Source organism: Methanothrix sp. (assembly GCF_030055635.1).
In the GTDB taxonomy this organism is placed as follows: domain Archaea; phylum Halobacteriota; class Methanosarcinia; order Methanotrichales; family Methanotrichaceae; genus Methanothrix_B.
Map to the genome: position 1 here is coordinate 18,847 of NZ_JASFYM010000002.1, position 12,346 is coordinate 31,192.

Here is a 12,346-nt window from a genome sequence, read left to right on the forward strand (position 1 = left end):
CAGGCGCTGGATTAATCAAGAACCTGTGCATATTATTTTTTATGACACAGAAGTTCTACACCCTCCCCGATCTGCCGTATGGCGCAAATGTGCTGGAGCCCTACATCTCAGAGGCGCAGCTCAGGCTGCACCACGACAAGCACCATCTTGCGTATGTGAATGGTGCGAACGCCATTCTCGAGAGGCTCGACAGGGCCAGGAGAGAAGGAGCGGAGATCGACCAGAAGTCCACGCTGAAGGAGCTGTCCTTCCACATCGGAGGACATCTGCTGCACAGCCTCTTCTGGGCTAACCTGCGCAGACCATCTGACATGGGCCCTGCTGGAGCGCTGGCTCATGAGATAGAGAACGAGTTCGGATCCTTCGAGAGATTCAAAAAGGAGTTCACGGCAGCAGCTTTGAGCGTCGAGGGCTCGGGCTGGGCTGCGCTCGCCTACTGCATGCAGACCAGAAGGCCCATAATAATGCAGATTGAAAAGCACAACGTCAACGTGTACCCCATGTTCAGACTCCTGCTGGTGCTGGATGTCTGGGAGCACGCGTACTATCTGGACTACAGGAACGACAGGGCGAGGTTCGTGGAGGCATTCTGGCACATAGTCGACTGGGAGGAGGCCAACAGAAGGTTCGAGAGCCTGATCGGAAAGTGAGAGATCAGATGGCTCAGCTGCCGGTCTCAGTTGATGAATGCCATAGTGCTGAGGAGCGGAGGCTATGATATACACAATCACACTGAACCCTGCAATAGACAGGACGATGTGGGTCGAACGCATCAGGGATGACGAGCCCAACAGGATCTTGAGAGAGGAGAACTACGCAGGCGGGAAGAGCGTTGATGTCTCAAAGGTTCTCAAGAACCTGGGGGTTGAGAGCACAGCTCTTGGGTTCATAGGGGGGTTTGCCGGAATGGAGCTTGAGGGCAGGCTCCTCAACGAGGGCATCGGCACCGACTTCATAAGGGTATCTGGTGAGACGAGAACGAACATAATAATCCACGAAATGTCAACGGGCCGGCAGCTCTCATTTTACGCGAGAGGTCCGGAGATCAGACCCCATGAGCTCGTCATGCTCATAGAGCAGATAGAGGCCCTGAGGGCGCCAGAGATCGTGACAATCGGCGGCAGCCTCCCTCCAGGCCTGAGCCCTGCTGTCTACAGGAGAATAGTGGCAGAGGCGAAGAAGTGCGAGCACAACGGCTGCAGGGCAAAGGTCTTCCTGGATGTGGATGGACTATCTCTGAGGTCGGGCATAGAGGCGTGCCCTGATGTGATAAAGCCAAACATACATGAGCTCAGCGAGCTCGTGGGCAGGGAGCTGAAGGAGATCGATGAGGTTCTCGCTGCAGCCAGAGAGATAAACAGAAGGGGTGTGGAGGTGGTGCTGGTCTCGATGGGCCCGCGCGGTATAGTTCTCGTATCAGCCCACGAGGAGTATCACGCGATCCCGCCCCAGGTCAGGGTCGAGAACACAGTCGGCGCTGGAGATTCCTCAGTCGCCGGCTTCATCTACGGGATGGTCAGTGGAAAACCGCTGGATGAATGCCTGATCTATGCTGTGGCAGCAGGCACGGCGACGACCCTCAGGAAGGGCACGGCTCTCGCCAGCAGGGAGGACTTCGAGCTGCTGATCCCTCAGGTAACGCTCAAGACCCTGAAGCGATCGTGATGCTCTGCGCGATTCTAACGGGCGCCGGAAGCAATCGCACAAGGTTTGCACATCTCAAAGCAGTCCTGGCTGGTGGATCTAAAAGGGCAGGGAGGCCGGATAATGCGGATCAGGCTGCGATCGTTTGGGTCTCTCAGAAGATATCTAGGCCGAGATCTCATGATTGAGATCGACGAGGGCTCTCTGCTCAGGGATGTTCTACTCTCCCTGCCAGAACATGAGCGTCTGCTCGATGGTTTGAAGATAAGGGATGACATCTACGTGCTGGTGAATGGCAGGAGCGTGAGCGATATCAACACAGCTCTCAATGATGGAGATGAGATCTCGATTGTTCCGGCCATAATCGGAGGGTGAGAGTGCTCACCGAAGAGACTAGGAGGTATGCAAGACAGATCCCGCTTCTCGGAATCGAGGGGCAGGAGCGCCTGAAGGGATCTGGAGTTCTGGTCGCCGGCGCTGGTGGCCTGGGATCTGCATCCTCCTGCTACTTAGCGGCAGCCGGCGTCGGGCACATAAGGATCGCTGACTCAGATGCGGTCGAGATCAGCAACCTCAACCGCCAGATACTGCATCGCATTCCGGGCATACGCAAGGCGATCTCAGCGGAGGAGGCGCTGCGCTCCCTTAACCCCACGATCGAGGTTGAGGGTGTGGACATATGCATATCGGAGAGCAGCATAGATGATCTTCTGAATGGAATAGATATCATAGTGGATGCCAGTGACAGCTTCGAGCTCAGATACATCCTGAACTCGGCAGCGCTTGAGCACGGTCTGCCTCTGATCCATGGCGCTGTATCGGGCTTCGACGGCCAGGTCACCACAGTAATTCCCGGAAGGACGGCCTGCCTGAGATGCATATTCCCCAGGCCGCCGCCGCGGGATTCACCGCCAGTTATAGGCGCGACATGCGGCACCATCGGCTCGATTCAGGCAATGGAGGTTATCAAGATCCTCACAGGCCTCGGCGAGCCGCTTGCCAACAGGCTCCTCATATGGGACGGGAGATGCGCCCAGATGGACGAGATCTCGATCGAGAGGAACGAGCGCTGCCCTGATTGTGGCAGCAGGAACGGATCTGATGATGCGAGAGCATGATTCCGCGCTGACCGGGAGGTACCGTCAACTACTCCGGCCTGAAGACCGGAGCTTGTCCCTGGCGCCATGCGGAGAATCCGACATGTCCGAGACAATAGGCCGGTTGACATCGGTTTGCAAGACCGAGCTCCGAAGAGCGGCGACCCTGGAGACGCTCCTGGCCTCAAATGCAGGTTTCAGCTTCCGCATTGCTGCGGATTCGGAGCGTTCCAAAATGCCTGTCGTCATTCCGTGCTGCAACCGTTTCTCCGCTACGGAGTGTCTTGTGGGTCAGAAGGCATCTCAGAAGAAAGTAGTACGAACAGAGATATAGCTGTTTCCGGGTGGGGTACGCTCCTCCCCGCCCTGAAGGACGGGGTTTCCGCTACCCCTACACCCCCAGGAGGTTCTATGAAGGCACCTGAGAGGATAACGATATCAATGGACGAAGATACCGCCAGGCTCTTCAGGAAGCTCAGGGACGAGCTCGGGGTATCTCAGAGCGAGATGATGAGAGAGGCGCTGAAGTTCTACAGCCGCCACAGGGGCATATTCGAATCTGTGGAGGACAGAAAGCTGTATACACATGCTGAGATGCTCTCCGCAGGAGAGCATGTGATACTCGACATAGATCACTGGCTCCTCTTTCTGAGATTCATCGATACGCACCCTGATGCAGAGGCGTTCTGGGAGAAACATAAGGACGTGTGCAAGGCTCACGCGGAGCAGTTCAGGCACAGGCTCTACAACGCAGATGTCATTCTGAAGAGACTCGAGGCATGCAACCTCTTCAAGCTGAGCAAAACATCTGAGAGCGAGTACACACTGATCCTCTCATCAGATCTGAGCAAGAAGTTCGTGAGGACCGAGGTCGAGGAGATCCTCAGGGGCATGGGGTTCGCCGTCGAGATAAAGGAGGACTTCGGGAAGATAAGGGTGAAGCTGCTGCACTGAGATCCATGCCGGATACCGTATGCAGGAAACACGATGATGTGAGCTTACCCCATGTGCCGGTATCTCAGATGCTCTGATGCATCTCCTTCAAGGTGCTCTTGCCTGAAGACCGGAGTTTCATCTTGCCTCCGGTGTGTTTATGACCGCCTTCATCCTCTCCAGCGCTAGCTTTAGACTCTCGTCGGATGCAGCGTAGGATATCCGTATGTACGGTCTCCCATTCGCTCCGAACGCCGATCCTGGCACTGTTATGACTCCGGCTGAGCTCAGCCTAGCCGCGAATTCGTCTCCATCTCCCACCCGGGGAAATATGTAAAACGCGCCCTTCGGGACGACGAGATCCACGCCCAGATCCCTGAGGCCGCGAACCATCACATCCCTCCGCCGCTGGAAGGTCTCCCTCATCTCCCGCACGCAGTCCTGTGGCCCCGTTATGGCTGCGAGCGCGGCGGCCTGTGAGATGGACGAGGCGCACGCCTGGATGTACTGATGGATTCGAAGCATCACATCGATAGCCTCTTGTGGTGCAGCCAGGTAACCAAGCCTCCATCCGGTCATGGCGTACGTCTTTGAGACCGCGTTCACCGTTATGACACTCTCACTGTACCTGCCGGGGCTGACGTGCTCCCCCTCGTATATGAAGTGCTCGTAGACCTCATCAGAGATGAGGGCGATGCCGTTATCCTCGGCTAGCTCTGCCAGCCCCCTGATCTCGCTCTTCGACTGTACAGCGCCCGTGGGGTTTGCGGGCGAGTTCACGATGATCGCGCTCGTCCTTGGAGTTATGTGCTCGGCGACCGTATCGACAGATAACTTCAAATCCTGATCGAGTGGCACACCGACCGGACGGCCTCCAGCAGTCTGGACCAGAGGTCTGTATGAGACGAACCCCGGATCAGGCATCAGCACCTCATCCCCCGGCGATGTGACGGCTGCTATTGCCAGAAACAGAGCCTCACTCGCGCCCGATGTCACCATTACCTGATCCGCAGAGCACGTTATTCCATTCTCGCGTCTGAGCTTCTCGCATATCGCGGCTCTCAGCTCCGGTATTCCCAGGTTTGGTGTGTAGCCGGTCATTCCCCGCTCGATCGCCCTTATCGCTGCCTCTTTTATGTGCCCGGGCGTGTCGAAATCCGGCTGCCCGATGCTGAGGTTGACCGCGCCAGGTCCGGCGCCATCAAAGCACTTGCGTATACCGGAGTTCTCAATCCCCATTATGTGCTTCGCAAATCGCATTTCAATCACTCATCTGTCCTGTAGTTTGAGATGAATCTCGTGAAGTAGTTCAGCCTTTTCAGCTCCTCGCAGAGAGCCCTCATGCGCACAGGACCGCCACGCCAGCGCAGGCTCACGCTGACGTCTCCCCTTGAGATGGCATCGAGGATCGAATCGATGAACAGATCGAGGGCCTCCTCCCTGGAGAATGGGACGACGAAGATGGCCCTGTACATATCGCCGCTTCGCGCATACGATGTCAGAACATACCCCTTGCCCTCAAAATCGCCTATCTCGTCGAAGTCGCAGGTTATCACCCTCTCGTGCTCTGCAGCGCAGTCGATCCTGGCAATGGTTCTTATGACCCGGGATACCAGCGACGGCGTCGCGCTCCTTCCGAACCATAGGCTTATCGAGCCGTGCGTCATGAGCAATGATGCGCTTAGGCCGCTGACCTCCACGGAGACGAGATCCTGCGTCTTCTGAGGCTCGGGCATACTGATCCAAAGTTGAGGGGATCGGATTTAACTGTTTTCACTTGTTCACCGCCCCCATAGACGCGAAGGCAGCGCTCCGGATTAACTTTCAGGACTGGTGACTATCTGCAAGCTTCTGTTTGCTCGAGTTCGTGATCAAGGTCGCCTGCTCCTCTCACTCAGATCAACAGCCTGTGACCTATCAAAATTCATGAGACGCTGTAAAAACGAATTCTTGGTCCTCCAGCGAATCCATCCACATCCATAAGACTGACAGATGAAGTGCGTCGGCATTTCTAAAACTTCCATCATCGCACACATCAATTCCAAAAAGACTAAATACCTTTTTGTACAAAATTAAATTAATGTTTGTTGGAGGTTTATGATAAAATGAAAAATGTATTTCCGTACTGGATAGGACTTCTAGTAGTAGTATGCGCAGCCATGTTTCTATCAGGTCTGCTCTGATGCATTCCGGTGCAGCTGAGCGACCAAACAATTTTTACGTTCACCTCGAAAACAGCCTGTGATCCTCATTGCCCTGGCGAAGAAGAGACGGAATCAGGCGGATGCTCCCGTTTTTACATCGAGAGATCTACCGCTGCACCCACCAACCGAAATCCCGCACCCCATGTGCCAGCAACATATTGCCCAGGAGAAAAATCACGAATCATGCGATTTCACATGCGCTTTTGTGTTCAGCAAATTAGAGGTCAAGCAAGCAGGTTGCTGGAAACACTCGCCCATTCTCCAAGAAGGCATAGCAGGACCGGTGCATCATCTGGCAGGTCATCATATGGATAATAACGGTCAGATACTGTAGATCTCATAACGTATGCGATCCGTAACACCTCGCAGCGAACAATCCATCATGTTCAGCACTTTCAAATCCATAATGCCTTTTGAGGCAGCATACAGACAAATATTGCAAAGTGTATGGCAGGGTTATCACTACCTTTGGAGACCACCAGGCAGCTCCATCCATCGAGCACCTTATGCGCTAATTTTAAATAGAGTTACCTACATTATCAATTAAAATAGACCTGATGCATCTATCAGGCTTGCCAAAGTGGTAAAGGAGGGTCCTGAAGAGAGTGGTGATTAGGATTTTATAATATTCAACGACTGTATAATAAATTAGTACAACTTGTATAGCATGTAGAGCATCTTGAAGAGGTGTTATTCATGGCTGATGATGTGAAAATTATGGGCATGAAGGCCGAGTCAGGACGCTGGGTGCTCGTGATAGCAGGCCTTCTGATAGAGCTTTGTCTTGGTGCCATTTATGCATACAGTATCATAAACCCGCCGCTGAAGAAGCTGTTCACTGAGACCTATGGGCTGACAGTCAGCGCGACGGCTATGCAGATCCCGTACATCGTATTCCTGCTGATCTTCGCCCTGACCATGCCCCTGGTCGGGAAGTACATAGAGAAGCTCGGGCCTAGGAAGGTCGGAATCGCAGGCGGCGTTCTTGTGGGCCTTGGATGGATTCTGGCATCATTCTCCACATCCCCCACCACGCTCGCGATATACTATGGCATTATCGGCGGTCTCGGTGTGGGAATAGCATACAACTGCCCCATCACGACATCTGCGAGATGGTTCCCGGATAAGAGAGGGCTAGCTGTGGGCCTAACGGTTCTTGGTTTCGGCTTCTCTGCAGCGGTCACCGGCCCGATAGCTGATTATCTCACAGCAAACTTCGGCGTGCTGAACATGTTCCGCTTCCTTGGGATAGCCTTCCTGATAATAACAGTGGCCCTTTCAACCGTGCTCGTATTCCCACCTGCAGGCTGGACTCCAGCAGGCTGGAAGCCGCCCGAGCCGAAGGCTGGAGCAGCCCCGAAGGCAGAGTTCATGAGGGGCGAGATGACCAAGACCACGACGTTCTACGGCCTCTGGATATGCTACACGATAGGCACACTCGCAGGGCTGATGGCCATAGGAGTATCCAAGCCAGTTGGCCTTGAGGTTGCGAGCAACGCTGGCATGGACCAGGCGAGGGCATCTGCGCTCATGACCAGTCTGATCATACCGTTCGCGTTCTGCAACGGCGGTGGAAGACCGATATTCGGATGGCTCACGGACAAGCTCACTCCCCCAAGGGCTGCAATGCTCTCGTTCGTACTGATACTGCTGGCGTCGCTGCTTATATACACAAGCCCGGCGTCGATCTCCGCTTACACAATAAGCTTCGCCATCCTGTGGATGTGTCTCGGTGGCTGGCTGGCGATCGCCCCGACAGCAACTGCGAGCTTCTTCGGCACAAAGGACTACGCGCGCAACTACGGTCTGGTCTTCACAGCCTACGGCGCGGGCGCGGTCATCGGCAACATCATGGCAGGCCAGGCCAAGGATATCTTCGGCGCATACATCCAGGTCTTCCCGTATGTGGCCGTGCTGGCTGTCCTTGGCTTCATAGTGGCCATGACGATGCTCAAGCCGCCGAAGCCAAAGGCGGCCTGATTTCTTTACGGCCTGCAGCCAAACATGTTTCCGCCTGTAGACCATGAAAGAATGACACAGAGGGTCGACCCTCTGTGTCAGATTTTTCAGGACGCTTTAAAACGACAAATCTTTCATTTTGTCGCCTTTTCGCGCATGCAGGGGTAGCAACTTGAAGGCTCGCGATCCGGTTTCTGGATGCAAACATTCATTCGCCAGAAGTGCATAAAAGTACCAGTGATTCTATCGGCGGATTATGACATGGATAAAGGCAAAAATAAAATATAGGGCTGTCCACTTATCAATAATGACCTGTTACTTTATGGAGGTATTTGTATTTCAGGTAGCAATTGGCCTTATATGGCCTTCTGGTTATTTATGGTGATTTTATTATTATCGATCTCTCCGGCGATGGCTGATACATTTCCAGCCGAACCCTTCAACTGCCTCCAGTTGGAGTACTCGGTCTCGGGGGCAACACTTGGATCCCCGAAGGACTCGGAGGGGTTCACTTTCTACAGAGAGCTCGAGGGCACACTGACTGGTGACACGCTGACCATCTCAGGCGTTGCCACAGCAGGATGCGGCTGGGGCGCGACCATCGATGTGGAGGTCAGCGTAGACGGCCAGGAACCAGAAAGATTTCACCAGGAGAAGTTTCCCACCAATGGTCTGGCAGAGGACCCAATGAGACAGTCATTCTCTGTGACAGTTCCAGTGCCACCAGGCGCTGGAGGTGCAAGCTTCATGATATCACTTGTGGGGAGCTACAATGCGGGAGATAGAGGTGTTGTGGTGAAGGGACGACTTAGTCCTTCGAATGGTGGCACCTCTGCTGAATCTGTCAGTGATGGGCAGAAATCCAAACCCTCGAAGAACCTTAAGCTTTACAAGATACTCCAGATCTACAAACAGAAGATTCCCTCGGGACTGGTCGGCACAGGCAATCGTAACAATCTTCTCTCATGGCTTCCTGAGGGTGATAAGTACGATGAGTTCAAGTGCGGAGCTTATCAGAGCCGTGTGCTCAATCTCCTGGACTCTCTGAGGTTTAGCGATGACCCGGAGGAGAGGGCCCTTCTTGAAGATTGGGACTATGGCCCTATAGAGGCGCTTTGGGGAGGTCATCAGGCAGTAGTGATATATCCGAAGGGCAGCAGTTGGACAGATGAAGGGATAGTCTTGGACCCCTGGATCAAACAGTCTCCCAAAGCATACGATGTACAGAGCTGGGGCCAGTATTTCAGCGCTGGTAGTTTCCATGGAATCAGGGGGAGCAGCGTCTATGAAACGAATCCTGAGTATCCCACAGTGGGAGGTACCTATGTCGACCCTAAGAACAAGAAGCTCACCAAGGAGGAGATGGAGTTTGTAAAGAATCTATCCGAGGAGAAGAAAAAGATCTACGAGAAGATGTCCCCGGACCTAAGGGCTGCATGGGTCCGTGGAAAGATGGCGGATAAATCAAAGGGTGGCAGGGCAATGGGCTACTCCCCGCTCAACCTCTATCTGGTGGATGAAGTTGGAAGGATCTCTGGTTTTCCAGGAGGTGTTCCGACCTATGAGATTCCAAACACAACTATTAGGTGTCTGAAGCTATCGGATGGGACCCACTGGACTGAGCTGGAGTATCCTTTGGATGCATCCTACACGCTGGTTGTGGAGGGAAGTGGAGATGGTGATGCGGATCTGCTTCTCGGATTCGATGGCCTAGGAGATCGCTTCGCATACAGATACCGCCTCCAGGCAGAGGAGGGAATGCGACTGGAGTTACAAACAGGCTACGAGGTAAGCGCTATTTACACGGAGAGCGGGTCGATAGCTCCTGAGGAGATCTTCGAGGATGATCAGGAGTGGCTCGACTCCAAGCCGGATGTTATCGCTCCACAGGAGTTCGAGGTAATCGCTGATCAGGAGAAGCTCCCAGGTGAGGAGGCAATCGATTTGACCGGCGTCTGGAACTGCGATGATGGCGGGAAATACTACATCCACCAAGTTGATTCTACAATATGGTGGTATGGCGAAAGCAATCCGAACACACCATATTGGTCAAATGTCATGCATGGAAATATCAACGGCGACACGATATATGCTGATTGGGCCGACGTGCCGAAAGGAGGTGCAATGAATAGTGGCACACTAACACTGCGTATCGAGTCGAACAATAGAATCACAGCCGTATCCAAGACAGGAGGCTTCGGCGGATCTGTATGGACGAGATGAGTATGCGTTTGCAACTATCCGGTTAGCAACTTTAGTCGCGTTGCTGAGATGATGAATGCATTCTTATCGTTTAATAAAACAAATCATCGCACCCGGGCGCAGTAGTAGCAATTCCCGGGCGTGTCATATTTTTATCTGCGTCTCAGGGCGTTTTTAGATGTACAGGGCGTATCCTGGCTCGACCCAGAGCGTCGTTGTCACACCTCTCGGATAGTACTTGGGCTTTCCGTAGAAGAACTGGCCATCCCAGACCTTTATGAAGTGCTCCATGTTGCCCACGACTTTTAATGTGAATGAGCCATCAAGGGGATCCCCACCCCTTCCATCGGTTCCGACATATACATCATCGAGGTATACATCATATCCCCTCATGCCGGTGGATCTTATGATCACAACTGTATCGCCAGCCTGTGAGGACGCTACAGCCGCAGGCGGTGGTGTGTACACCTGGACAGCGCTAACTGCAGAGATGGTGGGAGGTGTCTGTGGGACAGGCTGCTGCGGTGCAGTTTGAACAGCCGGAACGACATCTATGATGACGATATTGCTCGGGATGCTGTTCGCTATGAAGAAGACTATGTTTCTCCCAACAGAATCTGCCCTGAAGTTCATCTCGTTGGGCCCCGGAAAGATCGGGTACTGCCTGCGGTTGATCGTGTTGTTCGGATATATCTCATAGATGTCAGCCACACCATCAGACGTGGAGTCTGCGACGAGCCTGAGCAGTGTGTTCACCGGGCATACAACGTACTGCGTCCATTTGTCGGTTCCGGCGATCCAGAGCTGGTTTGTGCCCAGTAGGGAGGCACGCGACACGAACTCCCTGTAGGGTATCGGCTCAGCTCCGAACAGGTAGACGAGCTGCGGCTCATGCCCTCTTATCTCAATCCTCCGCGGCTGGCTGAGGCCGGATGTCATGGATACAGAGGAGGAGACAGACGAGCTGCTGAAGTAGAACTGGCTGAAGAATGACATGCTTGCATTGTCGAAGTGATCCATCATAGAGAATGTCGTGTTCGAGCTGAATCCTGGAACTGTCATGTCCAAATAGCTGTAATTCACATCGCCAAACAGATCCTCCGGCGTTATCGAGGCTGCTGTGCCTGCCATCACGCCCGCAATCAGCAATACAATGATGAGATTTCTCAAATTGAACACCTCAGGAGACCGTTGACTAAGGCATTATATATCACTGAGCATCCTGTGGGACTCACATGAGCCCAACAGGATTCTGATATATCCGCACGGAGATATACATCTGCACACGTCCACGGTCCTTTATGCACACGCTGCCCTGCCATCGCAAGCCAGATATCCCACTAGAGAACAGCAGATTGCTCTGAGATGCACTGTAGATACCGGGCACTCCATCACAAGATTCTTCTTAGTGATATGTGATATAGCATGCCCCCCGGCTGTGCGTCTCATGAGGGATCGGGTTGAGTGAGTACATACCTTTGCAGGCGGAGATCGTGGATATTGACCGCGTGACACACGACTCCTATCTCATATCTCTCCAGATACTGGACAGGGATGTGAGCTTCACATACAGACCCGGACAGTTTGTCATGGTCTCGCTCTTCGGAATGGGCGAGTGCCCAATATCGATAGCATCGAGCCCGACGAGAAATGTGCTGCAGCTGTGCATCCGGAGGGCAGGGAGGATAACAAACGGGATAATGGACTCCATGATAGGCGATGTTCTGGGCATCCGCGGTCCGCTGGGAAATGGATTCCCACTGGATAAGATGCACAAAAGGATAGTCATCGCAGGAGGTGGTTCCGGGTTCGCGACCCTGAGATCACTGATAAACTACATCGTGGACAGAAGAGATGAATTCGAGGAGGTCTTCGTGGCATACGGAGCCCGAACCCGTCAGGATCTGTACTTCATGCAGGAGTACAAGTCCTGGAAGATGGAGGGCATCGAGATCGAGCTGACTGTGGACGTCGGGGACGAATCCTGGAAGGGAAAAGTCGGGATGGTCCCAGCGCTGCTCGACAGAATGGAGATATCGCCACCCGCATCAGCTGCGATCTGCGGGCCGCTACCAATGATCAACGCAGTCACCAGCAAGCTTCTTGAGAATGGCTTCAGAGAAGCAGACATATTCGTATCCATGGAGAGGCACATGAAATGCGGAATTGGGAAGTGCGAGCACTGCACGATCGGCCCATACCGTGTATGCAAAGAGGGACCGGTCTTCCCGTACAGTACGATCAGTCACCTGCTCTGATATCACTTCTTCCAGAAATCCGGAAGCAGAAGCACAAGGACCGTCATGA

General features: G+C 53.6%; 11 protein-coding genes. 8 read left to right on the forward strand and 3 right to left on the reverse strand.

The genetic code is table 11. From position 1 onward, the window contains the following. The first annotated feature begins 41 nt into the window (after positions 1-41). The 5 genes from QFX31_RS01080 to QFX31_RS01100 all read left to right on the forward strand — a co-directional run bounded on the left by QFX31_RS01080 (position 42) and on the right by QFX31_RS01100 (position 3,695). Positions 42-650 (forward strand): superoxide dismutase, encoded by a 609-nt coding sequence (locus tag QFX31_RS01080; protein WP_348530302.1) that lies wholly within the window; start codon positions 42-44, stop codon positions 648-650. A gap of 64 nt (positions 651-714) precedes the next feature. After that, positions 715-1,665, forward strand: a complete 951-nt coding sequence (pfkB, locus tag QFX31_RS01085) for a 1-phosphofructokinase (RefSeq protein ID WP_348530303.1) — start codon at positions 715-717, stop codon at positions 1,663-1,665. A gap of 102 nt (positions 1,666-1,767) precedes the next feature. Further along, entirely contained in the window at positions 1,768-2,019 is a 252-nt protein-coding gene (locus QFX31_RS01090; RefSeq protein WP_348530304.1) for a MoaD/ThiS family protein, read from the forward strand. 2 nt (positions 2,020-2,021) lie between these two features. After that, positions 2,022-2,762, forward strand: coding sequence for a HesA/MoeB/ThiF family protein (locus QFX31_RS01095; RefSeq protein WP_348530305.1), 741 nt, complete (start codon positions 2,022-2,024; stop codon positions 2,760-2,762). A gap of 390 nt (positions 2,763-3,152) precedes the next feature. After that, the gene (locus tag QFX31_RS01100; RefSeq protein ID WP_348530306.1) at positions 3,153-3,695 is read left to right on the forward strand and encodes a ribbon-helix-helix protein, CopG family; all 543 of its coding nucleotides are present in this window, start codon (positions 3,153-3,155) and stop codon (positions 3,693-3,695) included. 117 nt (positions 3,696-3,812) lie between these two features. Here the strand turns inward: QFX31_RS01100 and QFX31_RS01105 are convergent, their stop codons facing one another. Continuing rightward, positions 3,813-4,934 carry a pyridoxal phosphate-dependent aminotransferase gene (locus QFX31_RS01105; protein ID WP_348530307.1) on the reverse strand — a complete coding sequence of 374 codons (1,122 nt, stop codon included), beginning with the start codon at positions 4,932-4,934 and terminating at the stop codon, positions 3,813-3,815. A 5-nt stretch (positions 4,935-4,939) separates the two neighbouring features. Next, a complete protein-coding gene (locus QFX31_RS01110) occupies positions 4,940-5,410 on the reverse strand; it encodes a hypothetical protein (protein ID WP_348530308.1) in 471 nt (156 codons plus the stop codon). A gap of 1,164 nt (positions 5,411-6,574) precedes the next feature. Here QFX31_RS01110 and QFX31_RS01115 point away from each other — a divergent pair. Further along, entirely contained in the window at positions 6,575-7,858 is a 1,284-nt protein-coding gene (locus QFX31_RS01115) for an OFA family MFS transporter (protein ID WP_348530309.1), read from the forward strand. Positions 7,859-8,197: 339 nt separating this feature from the next. Then, positions 8,198-10,060: a hypothetical protein gene (locus QFX31_RS01120; RefSeq protein ID WP_348530310.1), complete on the forward strand. Its 1,863-nt coding sequence runs from the start codon at positions 8,198-8,200 to the stop codon at positions 10,058-10,060. A gap of 153 nt (positions 10,061-10,213) precedes the next feature. Here QFX31_RS01120 and QFX31_RS01125 read toward each other — a convergent pair whose 3' ends face one another. After that, entirely contained in the window at positions 10,214-11,209 is a 996-nt protein-coding gene (locus QFX31_RS01125; protein ID WP_348530311.1) for a hypothetical protein, read from the reverse strand. Between the two features lie 290 nt (positions 11,210-11,499). Here QFX31_RS01125 and QFX31_RS01130 point away from each other — a divergent pair, with 290 nt between their 5' ends. Then, complete coding sequence (locus tag QFX31_RS01130) at positions 11,500-12,297, forward strand: FAD/NAD(P)-binding protein (RefSeq protein WP_348530312.1); 798 nt, start codon at positions 11,500-11,502, stop codon at positions 12,295-12,297. Positions 12,298-12,346: the final 49 nt, after the last annotated feature.

Bases quoted from the DNA above. Each gene is read 5' to 3' on its own strand.
- QFX31_RS01090 (WP_348530304.1), top strand. From the start codon at position 1,768: ATGCGGATCAGGCTGCGATCGTTTGGGTCTCTCAGAAGATATCTAGGC.
- QFX31_RS01105 (WP_348530307.1), bottom strand. From the start codon at position 4,934: ATGCGATTTGCGAAGCACATAATGGGGATTGAGAACTCCGGTATACGC.
- pfkB (WP_348530303.1), top strand. From the start codon at position 715: ATGATATACACAATCACACTGAACCCTGCAATAGACAGGACGATGTGG.
- QFX31_RS01100 (WP_348530306.1), top strand. From the start codon at position 3,153: ATGAAGGCACCTGAGAGGATAACGATATCAATGGACGAAGATACCGCC.
- QFX31_RS01120 (WP_348530310.1), top strand. From the start codon at position 8,198: ATGGCCTTCTGGTTATTTATGGTGATTTTATTATTATCGATCTCTCCG.
- QFX31_RS01115 (WP_348530309.1), top strand. From the start codon at position 6,575: ATGGCTGATGATGTGAAAATTATGGGCATGAAGGCCGAGTCAGGACGC.
- QFX31_RS01110 (WP_348530308.1), bottom strand. From the start codon at position 5,410: ATGCCCGAGCCTCAGAAGACGCAGGATCTCGTCTCCGTGGAGGTCAGC.
- QFX31_RS01080 (WP_348530302.1), top strand. From the start codon at position 42: ATGACACAGAAGTTCTACACCCTCCCCGATCTGCCGTATGGCGCAAAT.